Origin of the sequence: Pseudomonas asgharzadehiana (assembly GCF_019139815.1) — a bacterium.
GTDB lineage: Bacteria > Pseudomonadota > Gammaproteobacteria > Pseudomonadales > Pseudomonadaceae > Aquipseudomonas > Aquipseudomonas asgharzadehiana.
This window is the reverse complement of the sequence record NZ_CP077079.1, coordinates 1,223,180-1,246,449: the sequence shown is the minus strand read 5'-3', so window position 1 is coordinate 1,246,449 and position 23,270 is coordinate 1,223,180. Positions and strand designations below refer to the sequence as shown.

22 protein-coding genes are annotated in these 23,270 nt (G+C 62.6%); 16 read left to right on the top strand and 6 right to left on the bottom strand.

The window, feature by feature from the left end:
• Nucleotides 1-2 precede the first annotated feature (2 nt).
• The 7 genes from KSS96_RS05650 to KSS96_RS05620 all read left to right on the top strand — a co-directional run bounded on the left by KSS96_RS05650 (nt 3) and on the right by KSS96_RS05620 (nt 6,027).
• Nucleotides 3-1,187 carry an alginate O-acetyltransferase gene (locus KSS96_RS05650; protein WP_017526206.1) on the top strand — a complete coding sequence of 395 codons (1,185 nt, stop codon included), beginning with the start codon at nt 3-5 and terminating at the stop codon, nt 1,185-1,187.
• A 16-nt stretch (nt 1,188-1,203) separates the two neighbouring features.
• Nucleotides 1,204-1,860 (top strand): alginate O-acetyltransferase AlgF, encoded by a 657-nt coding sequence (locus KSS96_RS05645; protein ID WP_017526205.1) that lies wholly within the window; start codon nt 1,204-1,206, stop codon nt 1,858-1,860.
• 101 nt (nt 1,861-1,961) lie between these two features.
• A complete protein-coding gene (locus KSS96_RS05640) occupies nt 1,962-3,413 on the top strand; it encodes a mannose-1-phosphate guanylyltransferase/mannose-6-phosphate isomerase (RefSeq protein WP_017526204.1) in 1,452 nt (483 codons plus the stop codon).
• Nucleotides 3,414-3,890: 477 nt separating this feature from the next.
• On the top strand, nt 3,891-4,166 hold the full coding sequence (locus tag KSS96_RS05635; protein WP_017526203.1) for a DUF3077 domain-containing protein: 276 nt from the start codon (nt 3,891-3,893) through the stop codon (nt 4,164-4,166).
• A 167-nt stretch (nt 4,167-4,333) separates the two neighbouring features.
• Complete coding sequence (locus KSS96_RS05630) at nt 4,334-4,798, top strand: multidrug transporter (protein ID WP_078823312.1); 465 nt, start codon at nt 4,334-4,336, stop codon at nt 4,796-4,798.
• A 14-nt stretch (nt 4,799-4,812) separates the two neighbouring features.
• Nucleotides 4,813-5,625, top strand: coding sequence for an SDR family oxidoreductase (locus KSS96_RS05625; protein ID WP_068937563.1), 813 nt, complete (start codon nt 4,813-4,815; stop codon nt 5,623-5,625).
• Nucleotides 5,626-6,027 carry a DUF4440 domain-containing protein gene (locus tag KSS96_RS05620; RefSeq protein WP_068937562.1) on the top strand — a complete coding sequence of 134 codons (402 nt, stop codon included), beginning with the start codon at nt 5,626-5,628 and terminating at the stop codon, nt 6,025-6,027.
• Between the two features lie 116 nt (nt 6,028-6,143).
• Here KSS96_RS05620 and KSS96_RS05615 read toward each other — a convergent pair whose 3' ends face one another.
• The 4 genes from KSS96_RS05615 to KSS96_RS05600 are packed head-to-tail and all read right to left on the bottom strand — an operon-like array spanning nt 6,144 to nt 10,904.
• Nucleotides 6,144-7,004, bottom strand: coding sequence for an efflux RND transporter periplasmic adaptor subunit (locus KSS96_RS05615; protein WP_217855800.1), 861 nt, complete (start codon nt 7,002-7,004; stop codon nt 6,144-6,146).
• A 10-nt stretch (nt 7,005-7,014) separates the two neighbouring features.
• Nucleotides 7,015-7,215, bottom strand: a complete 201-nt coding sequence (locus KSS96_RS05610) for a DUF1656 domain-containing protein (protein WP_003171907.1) — start codon at nt 7,213-7,215, stop codon at nt 7,015-7,017.
• Nucleotides 7,205-9,382 (bottom strand): FUSC family protein, encoded by a 2,178-nt coding sequence (locus KSS96_RS05605; RefSeq protein ID WP_065877265.1) that lies wholly within the window; start codon nt 9,380-9,382, stop codon nt 7,205-7,207. Before KSS96_RS05605 ends, KSS96_RS05610 begins: the two co-directional genes overlap by 11 nt.
• A gap of 10 nt (nt 9,383-9,392) precedes the next feature.
• Nucleotides 9,393-10,904, bottom strand: a complete 1,512-nt coding sequence (locus tag KSS96_RS05600) for an efflux transporter outer membrane subunit (protein ID WP_217855798.1) — start codon at nt 10,902-10,904, stop codon at nt 9,393-9,395.
• Nucleotides 10,905-11,086: 182 nt separating this feature from the next.
• On the opposite strand from KSS96_RS05600, the gene KSS96_RS05595 reads away from it, so the two are divergent.
• The 5 genes from KSS96_RS05595 (at nt 11,087) to KSS96_RS05575 (ending at nt 15,492) form a co-directional block, all read left to right on the top strand.
• The gene (locus tag KSS96_RS05595) at nt 11,087-12,055 is read left to right on the top strand and encodes a LysR family transcriptional regulator (RefSeq protein ID WP_017526196.1); all 969 of its coding nucleotides are present in this window, start codon (nt 11,087-11,089) and stop codon (nt 12,053-12,055) included.
• 106 nt (nt 12,056-12,161) lie between these two features.
• A complete protein-coding gene (locus tag KSS96_RS05590) occupies nt 12,162-13,136 on the top strand; it encodes a 2-hydroxyacid dehydrogenase (RefSeq protein WP_217855796.1) in 975 nt (324 codons plus the stop codon).
• Nucleotides 13,137-13,251: 115 nt separating this feature from the next.
• On the top strand, nt 13,252-14,154 hold the full coding sequence (locus tag KSS96_RS05585) for a chemotaxis protein CheV (protein WP_017526194.1): 903 nt from the start codon (nt 13,252-13,254) through the stop codon (nt 14,152-14,154).
• A 3-nt stretch (nt 14,155-14,157) separates the two neighbouring features.
• Nucleotides 14,158-14,640 (top strand): GNAT family N-acetyltransferase, encoded by a 483-nt coding sequence (locus tag KSS96_RS05580; protein ID WP_217855794.1) that lies wholly within the window; start codon nt 14,158-14,160, stop codon nt 14,638-14,640.
• A 108-nt stretch (nt 14,641-14,748) separates the two neighbouring features.
• On the top strand, nt 14,749-15,492 hold the full coding sequence (locus tag KSS96_RS05575; RefSeq protein WP_065877268.1) for a YkgJ family cysteine cluster protein: 744 nt from the start codon (nt 14,749-14,751) through the stop codon (nt 15,490-15,492).
• Between the two features lie 2 nt (nt 15,493-15,494).
• Here the strand turns inward: KSS96_RS05575 and KSS96_RS05570 are convergent, their stop codons facing one another.
• Complete coding sequence (locus tag KSS96_RS05570; protein ID WP_026067130.1) at nt 15,495-16,277, bottom strand: transporter substrate-binding domain-containing protein; 783 nt, start codon at nt 16,275-16,277, stop codon at nt 15,495-15,497.
• A gap of 165 nt (nt 16,278-16,442) precedes the next feature.
• Complete coding sequence (locus KSS96_RS05565; protein WP_017526190.1) at nt 16,443-16,676, bottom strand: hypothetical protein; 234 nt, start codon at nt 16,674-16,676, stop codon at nt 16,443-16,445.
• Between the two features lie 215 nt (nt 16,677-16,891).
• On the opposite strand from KSS96_RS05565, the gene KSS96_RS05560 reads away from it, so the two are divergent.
• From KSS96_RS05560 to KSS96_RS05545, 4 genes are read left to right on the top strand one after another with little or no spacing between them, the layout of a single operon-like run.
• On the top strand, nt 16,892-18,058 hold the full coding sequence (locus KSS96_RS05560; RefSeq protein WP_137219968.1) for an efflux RND transporter periplasmic adaptor subunit: 1,167 nt from the start codon (nt 16,892-16,894) through the stop codon (nt 18,056-18,058).
• Entirely contained in the window at nt 18,055-21,144 is a 3,090-nt protein-coding gene (locus KSS96_RS05555; protein WP_017526188.1) for a multidrug efflux RND transporter permease subunit, read from the top strand. The genes KSS96_RS05560 and KSS96_RS05555 overlap by 4 nt, the downstream gene beginning before the upstream one ends.
• Nucleotides 21,145-21,153: 9 nt before the next feature.
• Nucleotides 21,154-21,831, top strand: coding sequence for a heavy metal response regulator transcription factor (locus tag KSS96_RS05550; RefSeq protein ID WP_017526187.1), 678 nt, complete (start codon nt 21,154-21,156; stop codon nt 21,829-21,831).
• Complete coding sequence (locus KSS96_RS05545) at nt 21,821-23,185, top strand: heavy metal sensor histidine kinase (protein ID WP_135196384.1); 1,365 nt, start codon at nt 21,821-21,823, stop codon at nt 23,183-23,185. The genes KSS96_RS05550 and KSS96_RS05545 overlap by 11 nt, the downstream gene beginning before the upstream one ends.
• Nucleotides 23,186-23,270 lie beyond the last annotated feature (85 nt).

Sequence of the window (23,270 nt, the reverse complement as noted above, 5' to 3'; positions counted from 1 at the left end):
CCATGACCCGTTCATTACGCGTCCTCTATATCAGCCTGTTCATGGCCCTGCTGCTGGCCCTGGGCGCCTGGTCGCTGCGCAGTTTCTTCGGCTTCAGCACCAACGCCGATGCGACCGTGCTCAACGGTCGCTGGACCAAGGCCGTCGAGACGCACTACGACGATGAGTTCCCGATCAAACGCCTGGGCACCAACCTGTGGGCGGCGCTGGACTACAAGCTGTTCAATGAAGGCCGCCCTGGCGTGGTGCTGGGCCGCGATCACTGGTTGTACAGCGACGAGGAATTCAACCCCGCCGTCAACGAAGACCAGAACCTGCAAGGCAACTACGCGCTGGTCGAAGGCGTACGCCAGAAGCTCAAGGCCCAAGGCATTCAGTTGGTGATGGCGATCGTGCCGGCCAAGGTGCGCCTGTACCCGGAACACCTGGGCGAGGTGAAACCGGCCAGCATCCACGCCAACCTGTACCAGGACTTCCACGCCCGTGTGGCGGCAGACAAGATCCCTGCCCCGGACCTGCTCGGCCCGCTGCAACAGGCCAAGTTGGCCGGCAAGCAAGTGTTCCTGCGTACCGACACCCACTGGACGCCGGACGGTGCGGAAATCGCCGCCAAGCAATTGGCCAAGGCGATTGCCGACAAGACCCCACTGAGCGGCGAGCCACAGCGCTTTGTCACCGAAGCGCAAACCACCGAACCGCATAAGGGCGACCTGCGTCTGTTCCTGCCGCTGGACCCGCTGTTCGAAAACCTGATGCCGCCCAAAGAGCCGCTGCAAAAACGCGTCACGCACCTGGCCGAAGAGAAAGGTGATGACGCGCTGTTCAGCGACAGCGAAACCCCGGTGGCCCTGGTGGGCACCAGCTACAGCGCCAACCCCAACTGGAACTTCGTCGGTGCCCTCAAGCAAGCCCTGGGCAGCGACGTGGTCAGCTACGCCGAAGACGGCCACGGCCCGATCCTGCCGATGCTCAGCTACCTCAAAAGTGACGACTTCAAGAACAGCCCGCCACAAGTGCTGATCTGGGAGTTCCCTGAACGCTATCTGCCGGTCAACAACGAAATCGGTGATGCCGACCCCACGTGGGTTGCGCAGCTTAAACAAGCCGGTTCGCGCCAACAAAACATGGCAATCAACACCGCCGTAAAAAATCAGAAATCCGAGACGCCCGACCGGGCGCAAAACTGAAAGAGAGGTAACTCACATGACTTTCACTACAACTCCTCGTCGTCTCGCCAAAACCCTGGCCATCGCTGCCGGCCTGAGCGTCGCATCGATGTCTGCCTTCGCCGCCGGTGACGCCGCCTTGTACGGCCCTGTCGCACCAAAAGGCTCGAGCTTTGTGCGTATCTACAACGCCAGCAACCAGGAAGTCAGCGCCACCGTTGGCAACACCAACCTCAGCGAGGTTGCGCCACTGGCCAGCAGCGACTTCAGCTTCATGCCGGGCGGTGACTACAGCGCCAAGGTCGGCAGCCAGACCGTGCCGGTCAAACTCGCCGCCGACCACTACTACACCCTGGTCAACAGCGGCAGCGGCCAGCCACAGCTGATCGAAGAACCGCCGTTCAAGAACAAGCAGAAGTCCCTGGTGCGCGTGCAGAACCTCAGCGACAAGGCCCTGACCCTGAAAACCGCCGACGGCAAGACCGATGTGGTCAAGTCGGTGGCCGCCAAGGGCCGTGGCGAGCGTGAAATCAACCCGGTGAAAGTGAGCCTGGCGTTGTATGACGGTGACAAGAAAGTCGGCGATGTGAAGCCGGTTGCGTTGGAACGTGGTGAAGCGGCGGTGCTGTATGTCACAGGCTCCGGTTCGAGCCTGTCGCCAGTGTGGGTAAAACGCCCAGTGTCGACCCGCTGATCGCGCGAGTAATGAGCGACAAGCTTCAAGCTGCACCCCAAGCGCTGTTACTTGCAGCGTGTGGCTTGCAGCTTCCAACTATCTTTTAAGGAGAAACACTCATGATTCCAGTCATCCTTTCCGGTGGTAGCGGCTCACGTCTTTGGCCGCTTTCCCGCAAACAGTTCCCCAAGCAGTTCCTGGCCCTGACCGGTGAGCACACACTGTTCCAGCAAACCCTGGAACGCCTGGTATTCGAAGGCATGGACAGCCCGATTGTGGTCTGCAACAAGGATCACCGTTTCATCGTCAACGAGCAGTTGAGCGCGCGTAAGCTCGAATGCCAACGCATCCTGATGGAACCGTTCGGCCGCAACACCGCGCCGGCCGTGGCCCTGACGGCGATGATGCTGGTCAACGAAGGCCGCGACGAGCTGATGCTGGTGCTACCCGCCGACCACGTGATCGACGATCAAAAAGCCCTGCAACGCGCCCTGGCCCTGGCCACCGTGGCTGCCGAACGTGGCGAGATGGTGTTGTTCGGTGTACCGGCGACCCGCCCGGAAACCGGTTATGGCTACATCAAGTCCACCAACGATTCGCTGCTGCCCGAAGGCGTCAGCCGCGTTGAGCAGTTCGTAGAAAAACCGAATGAAAAACGCGCCGTCGAGTTCGTCAAAAGCGGCGGCTACTTCTGGAACAGCGGCATGTTCCTGTTCCGCGCCAGCCGCTTCCTCGAAGAGCTGAAAAAACACGACCCGGATATCTACGACACCTGCGTACTGACCCTGGAGCGCAGCGAGCAGACCCCCGACACCGTGACCTTCGACGATGCCACCTTCGCCTGCTGCCCGGACAATTCCATCGACTACGCCGTGATGGAAAAAACCCAGCGCGCCTGCGTGGTACCACTGAGCGCCGGTTGGAGCGACGTAGGCTGCTGGGCCTCGCTGTGGGCGGTCAACGATAAAGACGCCAACGGCAACGTGAGCAAAGGCGACGTGGTGATCCAGGACAGCCGCAACTGCATGGTGCACGGCAACGGCAAACTGGTGTCGGTGATTGGCCTGGACAACATCGTGGTGGTGGAAACCAAGGACGCGATGATGATTGCCCACAAGGACAAGGTCCAAGGCGTCAAGCAAATGGTCAACACCCTCAACGAACAGGGCCGCAGCGAAACCCAGAACCACTGCGAAGTCTACCGCCCGTGGGGTTCCTACGACTCGGTGGACATGGGCGGCCGCTTCCAGGTCAAGCACATCTCGGTCAAGCCGGGCGCGTGCCTGTCCCTGCAGATGCACCACCACCGCGCCGAACACTGGATCGTGGTCAGCGGCACCGCCGAAGTCACCTGTGACGACAACGTGTTCCTGCTCTGCGAAAACCAGTCCACCTACATCCCGATCGCTTCGGTGCACCGCCTGCGCAACCCGGGCAAGATCCCGTTGGAGATCATCGAAGTGCAATCGGGCAGCTACCTGGGCGAAGACGATATCGAGCGCTTCGAAGATATCTACGGTCGCTCGACGCCGGTTGAACGTGGCGTGTCGGTGAAAACTATCGCGCAGTAAAACAGTCGTACAAGAAGCCCTCGCCCAGCCCATTGCGTCCCCTATCCGCAGTGGGTTGGGTGGGGGCTTTTTGTTTGGAATCTGCGCTGGCTGTGAGGGCGCCATCGGGAGCAAGCCCCTCCCACAGTTTGACCGTATTCCAAGGCTGTAACCGGTCCAAATGTGGGAGGGGGCTTGCTCCCGATGAGGCTCGTGAGAACAATCGCCATCATTGACCCCTGCCCCCATCCTGCCTATCCTCGCGCCTGTCACGACTCATTCGTGATGAGGTTTGACGGCCTCGCTGTTCTCAAGATGCATAGTCCCTTTACTTTGCTCGTGCACTCATGTGCCCGCAGCACAGCGTTATGGCGACTGTGCGTGGGGCACCTTCGGGTGCGCCGGGTTCTTGAGACCGGTCCGTCAACCTGCGCACAGTTGCCACCCAATCGTTTGACGGCGATCAGAGGCAGCTTCTTTTTCTCAAGGAGCAAGACAATGCCCAAACAAACCACCCGCCCCACCCCCTTCGGCCCCTGCGAGCGCAGTGAAATACCACTGTTTCGCGTACAACCCGACATCCCCATCGAACATGCACTGGAACATGCCAGCTATGTACTGGGCACTGCCCGAGTCCTTACCTTGGCGGCTCAAGACCTGTGCACCGAACACCAGAGCTACCTGAACTGGGCCAGCCTGCAATTGGCGGAAACCGGCTTGGCCTTGGTTGAGGCTTCAATTGATGGTTTGCAGGCAGATTCTGCTGCTCAGTAAGTAAGTCATCGGGAGCAAGCCCCCTCCCACATTCGAATGTATTCACAATTTTAGTGTGGGAGGGGGCTTGCTCCCGATGGCGTCAGCCCAATCACCCCCCCTCTCAAGGTAACCAATCCCACCTAAGCTTAAGTTAGGATGCTCGTTCCCTATTCGAGGCGGTCTCCATGTTCTTCGGCGTTCTACTGATCATTACCTGGCTGATCCTGCTGCTGCGCTACCCGGCCAGGGCCCTGCCGGTTTCCCTCGCAGCCTTGGCGGGCCTGGGTTGCGTGGCCGTCTGGGTGGTATGGCTGGACAACCGCGAAGCCTCGCAGCTGGCGCGCCTGGAATTGCGCATCACCTACGCGCCACAGGAATGCCCCGCCGACCGCCCGCTGAAACTGACCCTGAACAACGGCAACGACGTGCCGCTCACCGAATTGCGCTGGCGCGTCGCCGCCTACGCACCCGGCGATACGGTCAACCTGGCCGACAACGTCTACGCCGCACCGCGCTATCGCGGCCCCGGCGAGTTGCAGGCCGGCGCCACCTGGGACGACTGCCTGCCCACCCCACCGCTGCGCCCCGGCTATCGCCCGCAAACCCTGGAATTTCGCGCCGAGCACCTGCAAGGCAGTTTCTCGGACTGACAAAGGATTGAGCCATGCCCAACGTACTCATCACCGGTTGCTCCAGCGGCATCGGCCGCGCTTTGGCCGATGCCTTCAAGGGGGCGGGCTATGAGGTATGGGCCAGCGCCCGCCGCCCCGACGACGTTGCCGACCTGAGTGCCGCGGGCTTCAACGCCGTGCAACTGGACGTCAACGACGACACTGCCCTGCAACGCCTGGCCGAACAATGGGGCGAGCTGGATGTGCTGATCAACAACGCCGGCTACGGCGCCATGGGCCCGTTGCTCGACGGCGGCACCGAGGCGATGCAGCGCCAATTCGAGACCAACGTGTTTTCCATCGTCGGCGTGACCCAGGCGTTCTTTCCCGCACTGCGTCGCGGCAAAGGCCTGGTGGTGAATATAGGCAGCGTTTCCGGGGTGCTGGTGACGCCATTTGCCGGTGCCTACTGCGCCTCCAAAGCGGCGGTGCATGCGTTGAGCGACGCATTGCGCATGGAACTGGCGCCGTTTGGGATTCGAGTCATGGAAGTCCAGCCCGGAGCCATTAATACAAGCTTCGCGAAAAACGCCGGCGCCCAGGCCGAATTGTTGATCAACGAGCAATCGCCGTGGTGGCCGTTGCGCGAAGGTATTCGGGCACGCAGCCAGGCGTCACAGGACAAGCCGACGCCAGCCAGTGTGTTTGCGGCGGATGTGCTCAAGGCCGTGCAACAGGCACAGCCGCCACGGCTGTTGCGTTCGGGTAATGGCAGCCGGGCGTTGCCGTGGATGGCGGCGTTGTTGCCCAAGGGGTTGCTGGAGAAGGTGTTGAAGAAACGTTTTGGTTTGAATGGGAGTTTGTAAATGATCGACTACACCGACTTTTTCGAAGAAGTAATCCAGACCCACGTCGAGATCGAGCAATGGTTTGCCGGCGTTGCGCCTGAGGGCACCCTGCAGAATTTGCTGGCGCGCTTCTCGCCGGAATTCAGCATGGTCGCCCCCGCCACCGGCACGCGGGTCAACACGGCTGGGGTGAACGCCCTGTTCACTCGGCTGGGCGGCATGCGCCCGGGGTTGAAAATCACTTTGAGTGAGATGGCCGGCATCGACAGGCATGCGCGTGGAGCCACGGTGACGTACCGCGAACATCAGGTGGATGACAGCGGCACGCAGACCGATCGACGTGCCACCGTGGTGTTCGAAAAACAGGCCAGTGGCGCGCTGCTCTGGCGTCATTTGCACGAAACCTTTATCAAGGCATAACACGGTCAAAGGTGGGAGGGGCGGTGCGACGATTCGACTTGCTCCCGATAGCGGTTTTCAGTCGACACATGCATTGACTGAACCCCTGCTATCGGGAGCAAGCCCCCTCCCACATTTTAGTTTTGCGCCTGGTCAACGATCACCGTGCAAGTAATCCCCGCCGCCAGCAATACCCCTTCCGGTACCTCATCAATATGAATCCGCACCGGCACCCGCTGGGCCAATCTCACCCAGTTGAAGGTCGGGTTCACGTCGGCGATCAGCTCCCGGCTCTCGGGGTTATCGCGGTCATAAATACCCCGCGAGATGCTTTCCACATGGCCTTTGAGGGTCTCGCCGCTCATCAACTGCATATCGGCTTTATCGCCGACCTTCACATGGGGCAACTTGGTCTCTTCAAAGAAGCCATAGACCCAGAACGAGTTCATATCCACCACGGCCATCTTGGCTTCGCCGATGCGCGCATAGTCGCCGCGATGCACGTTGAGGTTGGTGACATAGCCGTCTACCGCCGCCAGCACTTGCGTGCGTTTCAGGTTGAGTTCGGCGGCTTCCAACTGGGCCAGTGCGTGCTGGTAATCCTCCTGGGCCGAGTCGGCGATGTTGCTCGCGTCGTCGCGGTTTTCCCTGGAGATCACCAGGGCATCGAGGTCGGCGCGGCGGTGGGCGTTGAGTTTGCGCATTTCCCAGGTGGCTTTGCGCGACGCCACCAGCGCTTGCGCCTGTTTGACGGCGATGCGGTAGTGCTCGGGGTCGATCTGCATCAGCAGGTCGCCTTTTTTAACCAACTGGTTGTCGCGCACCGGCACGTCGACCACGACGCCTGTGACGTCGGCCGCCACGTTGATGATGTCGGCGCGCACGCGGCCGTCGCGGGTCCAGGGGGTCTGCATGTAGTGCACCCACAGCGTGCGGCCAATCCAGAGCGCCAATGCCAACACCAGCAAGGTGGCGAGCAGGCTGAAAAACTTTTTCATCGGGGCATTCTCAACGGTAGACGCTCAGCGCCAAAGCGCCGAACAGGCAAACGAACAGGCTCAGGCGCAGCAACGCCGGGTGCCAGAAAAAACGGTACAGGTCGAACCCGGCCAGGAAGCGGTCCAGCGCCCAGGCCAGCACGGCGGCAATCAAAAACATCAGGGTCATGGTCGGCATGTACAGGCCGTGGAACGCGATTTCACGGGGCATGCGGGGCTCCTTTGAGGGCCGCCAACGGCGATTGCGGGTCGAGCAACGAGGTGCGGATAAAGTGCAGGTAGCTCTTCACCCGACGCAGGGCCGAGGTGTCGAAATGCGGGGCGAAGGGTTCGTCGGTGGCCTGCACGCGGCTGATCGCATGGTCGACGGCGATCAGCCCACGCTCCAGGTTGCTGGCGCTGGGCTGCAGGAACAGCCGCACCAGCGAACGGCCCATCACGCGGATCGCCTGGCGCCACGGCTGGGATTCGGCATACGCCGGGTGCACCGGCAAAATCGCCTGTTCCTTGCGCAACTCGATGATCGCGTGGCCGACTTCGAGCACCACGAACATCCAGCGCAGCAGGTCGCGTTGCACGTGCGGCTGGCCGACGGCGAGGCCGTAGGCCTGGTGCAGCAAGTCACGGGTACGGCTCTCGAAACTCGACGTCAGGCCCTTGAGCTTGCCGCTGATCGCGTACACCACTTGCTCGCGCAGGTCCTGCTCCAGGCGGCGCCACAACCAGCGGCTGTTGGGCGGCAGGATGATCGCGCCGGCGGCCGCGCACACCAGCATGCCGATGACCATGGCGATGTAGTCGTTGATGAAGGTGTAGGGGTTGTAGACCGTGAGGTTGTCCGGCACCGAGCCGGTGCTGAAGAAGATCAACAGGCCCACGCCGACGCCCGCGTATTGCGGGCGCGACGCCAGGAAAGCACCGAGGACGATCACCGGCGCGAGCATCACGCACAGCAACGCGAAGCCGTCGATTAACGGGAACACGAAGAACATCTCGACAAAGCCCACCAGCGCACCGATCAAGGTGCCGCAGGCCATCTGGAACGCCATGCGCTTGGGGTTGGGCGTGGCGGCGGACAAGCCGACCGTGGCGGCGGCGATCAACGTCATGGTGGCGCCGCTGGGCCAGGCCGTCGCCACCCAGTAACTGCCGAGCACGATGAGGATAAAGGAGGCGCGGACGCCCGAAGCGGCACAGGCCAGCCAGTTGGTTTTCGGGGTGTAGGGTTCGTCCCAGTCTTCCCGCGCATGGGAGTGATCGGCCAGTGAGGCGTGGGTTTGCGCGTAGTTGTGCAGGTCATCGACAAAGCGGTACAGCAACTCGTAGGCGGTATGAAAATCCAGTTGCTCGGCTTCGCTCGGGTGGCCCTGCTGGAACGCCGCGCGCAGACTGCGCACCGTGGCGGGCAGGCCGTCTTTATAAGCGCTGAGCTGGTTAACCAGCCGTGCGGCATCAGGGCTTGTGAGCGCGCGGCCGGAAAAACCGTCAAGCACTTCGGCGAGGTCTTGCAAGCCGGGTTTGATCGCGACGACCACATGATCGGCGGCGTCGGTGCGCAGCCGCTCCAACAGTTGGTGCAGGGCGTTGAAGCGCGTCGTGATGCTCATGAATTCGCTGTTGAGGCGACTGAGCCGCCCATTGCGCCGACGCATGTGCGGGTCTTCAAACACGGTGATGCTGCGCAGCCCTTCCAGGCCCACGGCTTGGGCGATAAACCGCACGTTGCCGGCCTCGAATTCTTCACGCCGGCTACGACCGCGCAGGCCGTCGGTGACAAACAACGCGAACACGCCGAAGCGCTGGTACAAGGCATTGCGCATGGCGGCGCTGGCGGTCTGCGGCAGGATCGCCGCGCTGACCAGCGTCGAGCAAACAATCCCCAGGGAGATTTCCAGCACGCGCCACACTGCCGCCATGAACGCGCCGTCGGGGTGCGCCAGCGCCGGCAAACCGACCATCGCGGCCGTATAGCCGGCCAGCACAAACCCATAGGCACGAAAGTTGCGGTTACGCGTGGCACCGGCGGTGCAAATGCCCACCCAGATCGCCAGCGCGCCCAGGAACAATTCGGTGTTCTGCGCAAACAAGGCGATCAGCAACACCATCACCGCCGAGCCCGCCAGGGTGCCGAGCAAGCGATAAAAACTCTTGGCGAACACTTGGCCGCTTTGCGGCTGCATCACGATAAACACCGTGATCATGGCGGTGCGTGGTTGCGGCAGCTCCAGGCGCATGGCCAGCCACAGGGTAAGAAACGCCGCGATCAGCACCTTGAAGATATACACCCAGGTCACGCCGTCGCTGCGTGCCCAGTCGAAGAAGCCACGGCGCCATTCAAGGGAATGCAACCAGCGCAGCGGTGCAGGCAAGGGAGTCATCGCAACCTACTCAGTGGTCGAACACGGCCAGCGCCGCCGGGGTTTTGCCGGGGAGAGCCTGGGCGTCTTGGGGTATGTCCTTGCCAGCGTCGAGGCCGCCGCCCAGGGCGGTCACCAGTTCGGCATGGGCGCTCAGGCGCGCCGCCTGTACCTGCTGCTCGATCTGCTGCTGGCGAAACAGCAGGGTCTGGGCGTTGAGCACATTCAGGTAATCGGTGAGGCCGCGCTGGTAGGCGATCATCGCGATGTCATAGGTTTTCTGCGCCGAAGCCACCGACTGCGCGGCGAATGACGATTGCTTGTCCATGGATTCGCGGCGGATCAACTGGTCGCTGATGCCCTTGAGCGCATTGACCAGGGTCTGGTTGTAACGCGCCACGGCGAGGTCATAGCCGGCGCTGGCTTCACCCAGCTCGGCACGCAGGCGGCCACCGTCGAAGATCGGCAAGGTGAGCGCCGGGCCGACGCTGTAATTGAATTTCTTGCCGGCCAGAAACGCCAGCATGCCGCCGCCGGTGGCCACGTAGCCAAGGCTGCCGACCAGGTCGACGTTGGGGTAGAAGCTCGCCTGTGCCACGTCGATGCCACGCGCCTGGGCCGCCACTTGCCAGCGGCCGGCGACCACGTCCGGGCGCTGGCCGAGCAATTGCGCGGGCAGGGTCGATGGCAGTTTCAACGGCGCGGCCAGAGACAGGCTCGGGCGTTGCAACTGCGCGCCCTCGCCCGGCCCTTTGCCCGCCAATGCGGCCAACTGGTTACGGCTCAGGGCGATTTCCTCGTCGAGGGCGTCCAGTTGGCGATGGGTTTCGGGCAATGGCGTTTCGGCCTGGCTCACGTCGAAATGCGTGCCGATGCCGGCGTCCAGGCGTTTGTTGGCCAGCTCGAGGATCTGCTGTTGCTGGGCCAGGGTCGCGGCGACGATATCGCGGTTGGCGTAGTGCAACGACAGCTGGATATAGGCGCGCACCACGTTGTTCTGCAGTTCGAGCTGGGCCTGGCGCGCCTCGGCGACGCTCATGTGCGCCAGGTCCACGGCCCGCTCGGTGGCGTTGCGTTCGCGGCCCCACAGGTCGAGGGCGTAGCTCAGGCCCAACGACGAATTGTTGTCCCAGGTGTTGGCGCCGCTCAACTCGCCGGGGCCGTAGAACTGATCCTTCGGCCAGTTGTGGCGCTTGAGAGTGGTGTCGCTATTGATCTGCAACGACTCGGCCGACTCGGCAACCCCGGCCATGGCCCGCGCTTCACGCACCCGCGCGGCGGCCATGGCCATGCTCGGGCTGTCGCGGGTGGCCAGTTCGACCCAGCGGTCGAGTTGCGGGTCGCCGTACGCGTGCCACCAGTGCGCGGTGGGCCAATGGGCATCCCGGGCCGCGCTCTGGATGGCCTCGTCGGTGGCCAGGGTATTGGCATTCAGGGCCTGGCCTTGGGGGGCGATTCCTCCGGTTCCGATGCAGCCGCTGATAGCTAACGATAAAGCCCAAACACTGAGAGTCTTCAGCTCTCTGCTGATGCGAGGCGGCACGGCAAGCGAATTCCTGAGGTGGTGATGCACGGTAGGTGGCGCAATTCTAGGCGGCGCCATGGGGGACGATAAGCGGGCATTCCTGTGATTCTTTGTTACCGTTAAGGCGATAATCCATTGGTAGGGATCACTGGTCGACGTAACTTTCTGTCACAATTTGGCATCTCCCCAGAGAACACTCCATGGACACCTTGCAAAACATGCGCGCCTTCAGTTGTGTGGCCGACGCCGGCAGCTTCACCGCCGCCGCCGCGCAACTGGACACCACCACGGCCAACGTCTCGCGCGCGGTTTCCAATCTGGAGGCCCACCTGCAAACCCGCTTGCTCAACCGCACCACCCGGCGCATTGCCCTCACCGAAGCGGGTAAACGCTACCTGCTGCGCTGTGAGCAGATCCTCGCCTATGTCGAAGAAGCCGAAGCCGAGGCCAGCGATGCCCACGCACGCCCCGCCGGGCAGTTGAAAGTGCACACCATGACCGGCATCGGCCAGCACTTTGTGATCGACGCCATCGCCCGTTACCGCCGTACCCACCCGGACGTGACCTTCGACCTGACCCTGGCCAACCGCGTGCCCGACCTGCTCGACGAGGGCTACGACGTGTCCATCGTGCTGGCCAGCGAACTGCCGGATTCGGGTTTCGTCTCCCAACGCCTGGGCATCACCTACAGCATCGCCTGTGCCTCGCCGGACTACGTCAAGGCCAAAGGCTGCGCCCACCGCCCCAGCGATCTGCTCAACCACGCGTGCCTGCGCCTGGTCAGCCCGGTGGTCCAACTGGACAAGTGGACCTTCAACGGCCCCGAAGGCCAGGAAAGCGTGGCGATCAACACCTCGCCGTTTTTGGTGAACTCGGCGGACGCGATGAAAACCGCGATCACCAGCGGCATGGGCGTCGGCCTGTTGCCGGTGTATGCCGCCATCGAAGGCCTGCGCAATGGCACGTTGGTGCGGGTGATGCCCAACTACCGTTCCCAGGAACTGAACCTGTACGCCATCTACCCGTCGCGCCAGTACCTGGATGCGAAGATCAAGACGTGGGTGGAATACCTGCGCGGTTCGTTGCCGGAGATTCTCGCGGCACATCAGGCCGAGTTGGTGGCCTATGAGTTGAGTGGCAGTTTGGGCGGCGCGCGGTTGTCGAACTGATTGCCAACAAACACCACAGGGTCAATGTGGCAGGAGCGCCCTGACAATTGCCGGCGGGAATGTTAGCGTGCTTGGCATTCTTCCGTAGTCGATGAGCCCGCCTGCCATGAAAAAGACTGTCCTCGCCTTCAGCCGCATCACCCCGCCAATGATCGAACGCCTGCAACAGGATTTCGAGGTGATCGCGCCCAACCCCAAGCTGGGGGACATCAACGCGCAGTTCAACGAAGCCCTGCCCCACGCCCACGGCCTGATTGGCGTTGGCCGCAAGCTGGGCCGGGCGCAGCTCGACGGCGCGGGCAAGCTTGAAGTGGTGTCCAGCGTGTCGGTGGGCTACGACAACTACGACGTGCCGTACTTCGATGAGCGCGGGATCATGCTCACCAACACCCCCGATGTACTCACCGAAAGCACCGCCGACCTGGCCTTCGCCCTGCTGATGAGCAGCGCGCGCCGTGTGGCCGAGCTGGACGCATGGACCAAGGCCGGCCAATGGAAAGCCAGCGTCGGCGCGCCGTTGTTTGGCTGCGATGTGCACGGCAAGACACTGGGCATTGTCGGCATGGGCAATATCGGCGCGGCCGTCGCCCGTCGTGGGCGCCTGGGCTTCAACATGCCGATTCTGTACAGCGGCAACAGCCGCAAGGCCGCGCTTGAGCAGGAACTGGGCGCGCAGTGGCGCAGCCTGGACCAGTTGCTGGCCGAGGCGGATTTCGTCTGCCTGGTCGTCCCGCTCAGCGACAAGACCCGTCACCTGATCAGCACCCGCGAATTGGAGCTGATGAAGCCCGGCGCGATCCTGGTGAATATCTCCCGTGGTCCGGTGGTGGACGAGCCGGCGCTGATCAAGGCCCTGCAGAACCAGACCATCCGTGGCGCCGGGCTGGATGTGTATGAGCAGGAACCCTTGGCCGAGTCGCCGCTGTTCCAACTGAGCAATGCCGTGACCCTGCCGCATATCGGCTCGGCCACCCATGAAACCCGCGAAGCCATGGCCAACCGCGCCCTGGACAACCTGCGCAGCGCCTTGCTCGGCCAGCGCCCGCAGGACCTGGTGAACCCCCAAGTCTGGAAGGGCTGACACACACTCAGTGTGGGAGGGGGCCAGCCCGACGGAAAATCCGGTTAAAGCCTGGCCCTCCCAAGTCGATACCCTTCCATAGAAGATCGTCATCCCTGATCCACAGAAGGTTTTTATGTCCACCACCAAAGCCCGCGCAGACTCACTCTCGCTTCTGCTCTTTACCTTGCGCAGCGGCAAGCTGATGGCCATCAACCTGCTGAAAGTCAGCGAGATTATCCCTTGCCCGCCGCTGACCAAGCTGCCGGAGTCGCACCCCCACGTCAAAGGCATCGCCACGCTGCGCGGTAACTCGTTGGCGGTGATCGACCTGAGCCGTGCCCTGGGCGAAATGCCCCTGGAAGACCCGGATGGCGGCTGCCTGATCGTCACGGACGTAAGCCGTTCCAAACAAGGCCTGCACGTGCAAGCGGTGAGCAAGATCGTGCATTGCCTGACCACCGACATCCGCCCGCCGCCCTACGGTTCCGGCGGCAACCGTGCGTTTATCACCGGGGTCACTCAAGTGGAAGGCGGCTTGGTACAAGTGCTGGATATTGAAAAAGTCATCCACGGTATCGCGCCGGCGCCGATTGAAACGGCGCCCACCGACCTGACCATGGAAGAAGCCGAAGTGCTCGGCAACGCACGGATTCTGGTAGTGGATGACAGCCAGGTCGCCCTGCAGCAATCGGTGCACACCTTGCGCAACCTCGGCCTGACCTGCCACACCGCGCGCAGCGCCAAGGAAGCCATCGACGTGCTGCTGGAGCTGCAAGGCACGGCTGCGCAGATCAACGTGGTGGTGTCGGACATCGAGATGTCCGAAATGGACGGTTACGCCCTCACCCGCACCTTGCGCGAAACGCCGGACTTCAAAGACCTGTACGTGCTGCTGCACACCTCCCTGGACAGCGCGATGAACAGCGAAAAAGCCCGCCTGGCCGGGGCCAACTCAGTGCTGACCAAATTCTCCTCGCCGGAACTGACCAAGTGCCTGGTCGTGGCCGCCAAAGACGTGGCCGACAGGGGCCTGTAAGCGGTGCCTGAGTACTTCCATCTGCTGCGCCGCGACCTGCGCGGCAGCCTGCCCGCGCCACAGTGGCCGGCCGGTACGCGGCTGGACCACTACCGCGACGACCTGGCCCCGGCGATTCACGCGGTGTTGAGCATGACCCAGAACCAGGGCGGCGGCCGCGTTCCCCATCTGTCGGCCTGGCAGCAGCAGTTCGTGACCGATGCGGAGTTCGACCCTGCGTTGTGCCTGGTGGCCAGCAACGACCAGGGCATCCTCGGCGTGGCCCAATGCTGGACCAGCGCCTTTATCAAAAACCTCGCTGTGCACCCGTGTGCCCAGGGCCAGGGGTTGGGCCGCGCGCTGTTGCTGCACAGCTTCCAGGTGTTCAAACAACGCGGCGAAGCTTACGTCGACCTCAAGGTAGTGGAGAGCAACCTGCGTGCCCGGCGGCTGTATGAAAGTGCGGGCATGGTGTTGGTGTTGCGGGATGTGCTCAGCGAAGACTGAAAGGTGCTGGCGCATAACTTGCTTCCAGAGCACTGCAACGGTGCCAAGAGGTAAAAACCCGTCACCGTTCCTGCGTACCCCCTGACCTAGCCTGGTGACAGATCCGCGATGAATACCCACTTTTCCTGTGTCGGCTGCGGCAAATGCTGCAGCGACCACCATGTGCCCCTGACCCTCGACGAAGCCCGTATGTGGGCGGCGGACGGCGGTAACGTCATCGTGCTGGTGGAGGGTTTCCTCGGCAATGGCCTGGGCTTGGCGCTGCAACAACGCGAGCACGCCGAGCGCCGTTCGGTGAGGGTGCCCAGCGGCAGCACCGAGGCGTTCGTGGCGATCACCTTTGCCGCCTACAACGCCGGGCGCTGCCGGAATCTTGACGCAGACAACCTGTGCAGCATCTATGAACGCCGCCCGTTGGTATGCCGCATTTATCCCATGGAGATCAACCCGCACATCCCGCTCAACCCCGCCGCCAAGGAGTGCCCACCGCAATCCTGGGAACAGGGCCCTGCGCTGATCGTGGGTGGCGAGTTGGTCGACCTGGAATTGGCCGAGCTGATCGGCCGCTCGCGCCAGGCCGACCGCGACGACGTGCAGACCAAAGAAGCGGTGTGCGCGTTGCTGGGCATACGCACCACCGCACTCAAGGGCGATGGGTTTACCGCATACCTGCCGGACATGGGCGCGTTTGCCCAGGCGCTTGAGCGGGCGGGCGACCAACCGTGCGTGGCCAACGAGTGGGTATTTCATGTGTCCGGCATGGATATCGCCGAACAGTTGCTGGATGCGGGAGCGCAGATTGCCACCGAAGTACCGGCCAATTATGCGTTTATCCCGCTCAGGGCTGCCTGAACTCAGGGCATCGCAACGGGCGCGTCCAGGCGGTAGGGCTTGATGATCCTTTGGTACTCGCCATTGCGGATCAGTTGTTCAAGGGCGCGGTTGAGCGCGTCGCGCAAGGCGATATCGGGCTTGCGCACCGCGATTGCCACGCCATCGCCCAACAACGCAGCCGAAACGGCGGGGCCCAGGAAGTCGAATTCCTTGCCCTCGGGCTTGTCGAGCAAGGCTTCACGTATTTCCACGGTGCCTTGCAGGGTTGCATCGATTTCGCCCGCCACCAGGCTGCGCACCAGGTCGTCATTGAGCCAGAAGCATTTGATGACAACCCCTCTCGGCGCCCATTTCGCAAGAACGAACGTCGCGCGGTTACTGCCCAGCAATACGCCCACCCGCTTGCCCTCGAGGGATTGCACGTTGGGCAACAGGCCCGATGTCTTGCGCGCCACCAGGCGCGTGGTGAAGGGGTAGAGGTTATCGGTGAAACTCGCCCAGCGACGCCGTTTCGAGGTAGGCGCCATGCCCATGATCGCGTCCAAATGCCTGGATTCCAGGGCGCGGAAGTCCTCGACAATCACCTGGTCGACCCAGGTGCAGCGCACATTCAACTGCTCGCACAACGCGTTGCCCAGCTCGATGTTCAGGCCTACCAACTGCCCTTGCGGGTTGCGGCTCTGAAAGGGGGGGAATTGCGCGGCAACGCCAAAACGGATTTCGCGTCGGGGTGAGTCGCCGGCCGCCACGGTATCCACCGAGAACATCAGGGCAAGCATTACACAGATGTGTATCAGGGCCACGGGAAACGTCCTTTTCCGAAAAGAGCAGCCTCGCCACACCCGCTCGGTAAACCGTGCGGGACAGCAAGGGCTGTGCAAGCTTTCAAGAAACGGACGTAGGCCTACAATCAGAAATCTCAGCAGGTTTTGTAGGCAAGAGTCGATGCAGCGTACGACTATTTAACCTCAGCGTTTACCCATGGAGCGGCGTGTACCCGGCGGCGCCATGCCCGGCGACTTGGTGTGACCGTTCTTGGCGCCGTTCTTGTACCAAGGCTGGGCCGCCTGCTTGGCGCCAGCCAGTTCACCCGGTTTGAACGGAAACTTGAACGCCGGGATCTCGGCTTTTTCAACGCCATCGGCGCTGGCCGGATCGACGATGTCGGCCGCTTCAACAGGAGGTTGTGTCGGGGAAGTCATGGAAGCTCCGGAGCGTGCAAAAAATGAGGCGGGGCCGACTTGCGGGCCGCACTGGCACGCAGTATACCTGCGCGCTTCGGATCTTTAACCACCGCCTGTACGAATGGTCCAGCGTTTGCTGACAGCGCTGTCAGTTAGCAGTCACCGTGCTGACCGGATCACAGGGTTATAAAGACCGCTCACTCTCCCCATCCTTTGTCCCCGGCGCCTCATCCATGCAGATTCGACCAAAAACCGCCTTGATCGTGGGTGTACTTGTGGTAACGGCGGTTGCGGCATGGGCGCTGAACCGCCCGGCCAAGGCCAAACTGGCGGCGCCCACGGCGACTCCGGTACGGGTGGTGAGCGTGGCGCAACAGGATGTCCCGCGGTTTGTCAGCGGTATCGGCACCGTGTTATCGCTGCACAGCGTGGTGATTCGTCCGCAGGTCGACGGCATCCTCACCCAGTTGCTGGTCAAGGAAGGGCAATGGGTCAAGGCCGGCGACCTCCTGGCCAGAATCGATGATCGCTCGATCCGCGCCAGCCTCGACCAGGCCAGGGCGCAACTGGGTGAGAGCCAGGCACAACTGCAAGTGGCACTGGTCAACCTCAAGCGCTACAAGGAACTGAGCGTGGACGATGGCGTGTCCAGGCAGACCTATGACCAGCAACAAGCCCTGGTCAACCAGTTGAAGGCCACCGCCCAGGGCAACCAGGCGGCGATTGATTCGGCTCAGGTACAGCTTTCCTACACTCAGATTCGCTCGCCGGTCAGTGGCCGCGTCGGCATCCGCAATGTGGATGAAGGTAATTTCCTGCGGACCAGCGATACCCAAGGCCTGTTTTCGGTGACTCAGATCGACCCGATTGCCGTCGAGTTCTCCCTGCCGCAACAGATGCTGCCCACCCTGCAAGGCCTGCTCGCCGCCCCCACCCAAGCCCGTGTCGACGCTTACCTGGGCGCCGACACCGACGGCCGGACCGGCGACTTGCTCGCTGAAGGCCACTTGAGCCTGATCGACAACCAGGTCAGCTCAACCACAGGTACCCTGCGCGCCAAGGCAACGTTCAACAACGCGTCGCAACGCCTGTGGCCGGGGCAACTGGTGACCATCAAGATCCAGACCGCCCTCGACAAAAACGCCCTGGTGGTGCCGCCAACCGTGGTGCAACGCGGCCTGGACTCGCACTTCGTGTACCGGGTCAAAGGCGACAAGGTCGAGGCAGTACCGGTGCAAGTGGCCTATCAAGACAGCGACATCAACATCATCAAAGGGGTACAGGCCGGTGACGTGCTAGTCAGCGATGGCCAGTCGCGGCTCAAGGCCGGCGCGCAAGTGGAGGTGCTCAAAGAGCCGCCGCAATTGATCCAGACGGTCGACGCCAAGGTGCAGCCGTGAGTCGCTCGCCATCGGCATGGTGTGTCGACCACCCGGTCGCCACCCTGCTGCTGACCTTCGCCCTGGTGCTGCTCGGGATGATTGCCTTCCCCCGACTGGCCATCGCGCCACTGCCCGAGGCGGAATTTCCGACCATCCAGGTGACCGCACAATTGCCCGGAGCCAGCCCCGACACCATGGCCTCCTCGGTGGCCACGCCTTTGGAGGTGCAATTCAGCGCCATCCCCGGCGTCACCCAAATGACCTCCAGCAGCGCCTTGGGCTCCAGCCTCTTGACCCTGCAATTTACCCTCAACAAGAGCATCGACACCGCCGCGCAAGAAGTGCAGGCGGCCATCAACACCGCAGCCGGCAAACTGCCCAGCGACATGCCGAGCCTGCCGACCTGGAAGAAGGTCAACCCGGCGGACAGCCCGGTGCTGATCCTCAGCGTCAGCTCCGACAGCATGCCCAGCACCGAACTGAGCGACTACGTGGAAACCCTGCTCGCCCGGCAGATCAGCCAGATCGACGGTGTGGGGCAGATCAACATCACCGGCCAGCAACGCCCGGCGATCCGCGTGCAGGCGTCACCCGATAAACTCGCGGCCATTGGCCTGACGCTCGCCGATGTGCGCCTGGCCATCCAGCAATCGAGCCTCAACCTGGCGAAGGGGGCCATCTACGGCGAGAACAGCGTATCGACGCTCTCGACCAACGATCAGCTGTTTCACCCCGAGGACTACGCCCAACTGATCGTGTCCTACAAAAATGGCGCACCGGTTCAATTGCGCGATATCGCCAAAGTCATCAACGGCTCGGAAAACGCCTACGTACAGGCCTGGTCCGGTGACACGCCGGGGGTCAATCTGGTGATTTCGCGCCAGCCCGGCGCGAATATCGTCGAGACCGTGGACCGCATTCAAGCCGAGTTGCCGCGCCTGCAAGCCATGTTGCCGGCCTCGGTGCAGGTCAGCGTGTTGAGCGACCGCACCAAGACCATCCGCGCGTCCCTGCATGAAGTGGAAGTGACCCTGCTGATCGCGATTCTGCTGGTGGTGGCGGTGATGGCGTTGTTCCTGCGCCAATTGTCGGCGACGCTGATTGTGTCCAGCGTGCTCGGCGTGTCGCTGGTGGCCAGTTTTGCGCTGATGTACCTGATGGGTTTCAGCCTGAATAACCTGACCCTGGTGGCGATCGTCATTGCCGTGGGCTTTGTGGTGGACGATGCCATCGTGGTGGTGGAGAACATCCATCGCCACCTGGAGGCCGGGCTCGACAAGCGCGAAGCGGCGATCAAGGGCGCCGGCGAGATCGGGTTTACCGTGGTCTCCATCAGCTTCTCGCTGGTGGCGGCCTTTATCCCGCTGCTGTTCATGGGCGGCGTGGTCGGGCGCTTGTTCAAGGAATTTGCGTTGACGGCGACCTCGACCATCCTGATTTCGGTGGTGGTCTCGTTGACCCTGGCGCCGACCCTGGCCGCACTGTTCATGCGCGCGCCCACTCACCCCGGCCACGACAAACCCGGCTTCAGCGAACGCCTGCTGGCCGGTTATGCACGCAACCTGCGCCGTGCCCTGGCGCATCAACGCAGCATGGCCGCGCTCTTCATCATGACGTTGGCCCTGGCCGTGGTCGGCTACGTGTTTATCCCCAAGGGTTTCTTTCCGGTGCAAGACACCGGCTTTGTACTCGGCACCAGCGAAGCGGCGGCCGACGTGTCGTACCCGGACATGGTCGCCAAGCACAAAGCCCTGGCCCAGATCATCCAGGACGACCCGGCGGTGCAGGCGTTTTCCCATTCGGTGGGCGTGACCGGCAGCAACCAGACCATCGCCAACGGCCGCTTCTGGATTGCGTTGAAAGATCGCGGTAATCGCGATGTGTCCGCCAGCCAGTTCATCGACCGCATCCGTACGAAACTGGCAAAGGTGCCTGGCATCGTGCTGTACCTGCGCGCGGGGCAAGACATCAACCTCAGCTCCGGCCCCAGCCGCGCCCAGTACCAATATGTGCTCAAGAGCAACGACGGCGCGACGCTCAATACCTGGACCCAGCGCCTGACCGAAAAACTGCGCGCCAACCCGGCGTTTCGCGACCTGTCCAACGACCTGCAACTGGGCGGCAGCATCACCCACATCAGCATCGACCGGCAGGCCGCCGCCCGCTTCGGCCTGACCGCCACCGATGTCGACCAGGCCCTTTACGACGCCTTCGGCCAGCGCCAGATCAACGAGTTCCAGACCGAGATCAACCAATACCAGGTGGTGCTGGAACTGGACACCCAACAACGCGGCAAGGCCGAGAGCCTGAACTACTTCTACCTGCGCTCGCCCCTCACCAACGAGATGGTGCCGCTGTCGGCGTTGGCCAAGGTCGACCCGCCCACCGTGGGCCCGTTGTCCATCAGCCATGACGGTATGTTCCCGGCCGCCAACCTGTCGTTCAACCTGGCGCCCGGCGTGGCGTTGGGCGATGCGGTGATCATGCTCAACCAGGCCAAGAACGACATCGGCATGCCAGCCACCCTGATCGGCAACTTCCAGGGCGCGGCCCAGGCGTTCCAGAGTTCGCTGGCCAGCCAGCCGTGGCTGATCCTCGCGGCGCTGGTGGCGGTCTACATTATTTTGGGGGTGTTGTACGAGAGCTTCGTGCACCCGCTGACGATTATTTCCACCTTGCCCTCGGCGGGTTTGGGCGCGCTGATCATGCTGTGGCTGATGGGCCAGGACTTTTCGATCATGGCGCTGATCGGCCTGGTGCTGTTGATCGGCATCGTCAAGAAGAACGGCATCCTGATGATCGACTTCGCCCTGGAAGCCCAGCGCGTGCGCGGGTTGGCGCCGCAGGACGCGATTTATGAAGCCTGCGTGACGCGGTTCCGCCCCATCATCATGACCACGCTCGCCGCCCTGCTCGGCGCGGTGCCGCTGATGCTCGGCAGCGGCCCCGGCGCGGAACTGCGCCAACCGTTGGGCATCGCGGTGGTCGGCGGCCTGCTGGTAAGCCAGGCGCTGACGCTATTCACCACGCCGGTCATATACTTGTACCTCGAAAAATTCTTCCACCGACCCAAACCAACGCTCGCGTTGGCGACCACAGATTGAGGCGGTGTCATGCGCGTCCTGATTGTTGAAGATGAAGAAAAAACCGCCGACTACCTGCACCGTGGCCTGACGGAACAGGGCTACACCGTCGACGTGGCCCGCGAAGGCGTCGAGGGCCTGCACCTGGCGCTGGAAAACGATTACGCGGTAATCGTGCTCGATGTGATGCTGCCCGGCCTCGACGGCTTTGGCGTGCTGCGAGCCTTGCGCGCGCGCAAGCAGACGCCGGTGATCATGCTCACCGCCCGTGAACGCGTGGAAGACCGCATTCGCGGCCTGCGCGAAGGCGCCGACGATTACCTGGGCAAGCCATTTTCGTTCCTGGAGCTGGTGGCGCGCCTGCAAGCCCTGACCCGGCGCAGTGGCGGCCACGAGCCGGTGCAAGTCACGGTTGCCGACTTGTGGATCGACTTGATCAGCCGCAAGGCCAGCCGCAACGGCGTGCGCCTGGACCTGACCGCCAAAGAGTTTTCGCTGCTCAGCGTACTGGCGCGGCGCCAGGGCGAAATCCTGTCGAAAACGGCGATTGCAGAGATGGTCTGGGACATCAATTTCGACAGCGACGCCAACGTGGTCGAAGTCGCGATCAAGCGCCTGCGCGCCAAGCTGGACGGGCCGTTCGAACATAAGCTGCTGCACACCATCCGCGGCATGGGCTACGTGCTGGAGAACCGCAGTGTCAACTAACTCCATCGCCCTGCGCCTGAGCGGCATGTTCACCTTGGTGGCGCTGCTGATCTTTGTGTTGATCGGCGGCGCGCTCTATCAACAGGTGGACCGTGGCCTCGGCCTGTTGCCGGGGGCGGAGTTGGACGCGCGCTACAGCGTGCTGGAGTCATCGGTCAATCGCTTCGGCACGCCCGAGCATTGGCTGAAGATCAAGGCCAAGCTCAAGCTGCTGGGGGAGGAAGACAAGCGTATCCGTTTCTGGGTGGTCAGCACTGACCCGAGCTACGAATACGGTGAGCCGGACGCGCAGATCCGAGCCTTCGCCCAAGGCGCCACGGGTAAACGCGACTTGCACCTGCCCGGCTACGCTTACCCCTTCAAAGTGCTGGTAAGCCAGTTCCCGGCCAAGGAGCAACGCCCGCCACTGCGCTTCATGATTGCCATCGACACCGAAAATTTCCGCGCGACCCAACATCACTTACTGGTGGCGCTGGTCAGCCTGGCGTTGGTCGGCGTGGTGCTGGCGGCGCTGCTGGGCTTCTGGGTCTCGCGCCTCGGTCTCAAGCCGCTGGAAAAACTGTCCGAGGAAGCGCAAAAACTTGCGCCGCCCAAACTCTCCGGGCGCCTGCAACTGTCGCCATTGCCGCCGGAGCTCAAGCAATTCGTCAACTCGTTCAACGCCACCCTCGACCGCGTCGAGCAGGCGTATTCGCGCCTTGAGTCGTTCAATGCCGACGTGGCCCATGAACTGCGCTCGCCATTGACCAACCTGATCGGCCAGACCCAAGTGGCGCTGACGCGTGGGCGGTCCGCCGAGCATTACCTGGAGGTGCTGGAATCCAACCTGGAAGAGCTGGAACGCCTGCGCTCGATTATCAACGACATGTTGTTTCTGGCCAGCGCCGACCAGGGCACCAAGGCCACCAAACTGATCGAAAGCTCCCTGGCCGATGAAGTGGCAACTACCCTCGACTATTTGGACTTCATCCTTGAGGACGCCCAGGTGCGGGTGCAGGTCAAGGGCGATGCGCAGGTACAGATCGAAAAAGCCCACCTGCGCCGTGCGCTGATCAACCTGCTGAGCAATGCGGTGCAGCACACCGCGCCGGGGCAGGTCATCGAAGTCAACATCGTCGTGCGGGACCGTCAGGTAGCCATCGGCGTGACCAACCCTGGCGAGGCGATTGCCAGCGAGCACCTGCCGCGGCTGTTCGAGCGTTTCTATCGGGTGGACGCCTCGCGCAGTAACAGCGGCGCCAATCACGGGCTGGGCCTGGCCATCGTCAAGGCGATTGCGCTGATGCATGGCGGCGATGTGTTCGTACACAGCGACAGCCACGGCAATACCTTTGGCATTACGCTGCCGGCCTGATCAACTCGCCCTTCATAGTGGGTCGTCTATCCGTCAGCGGTGTTTTAAGGCGCCGATCTTTCTTTTTAACCCGCTATTTAATTTT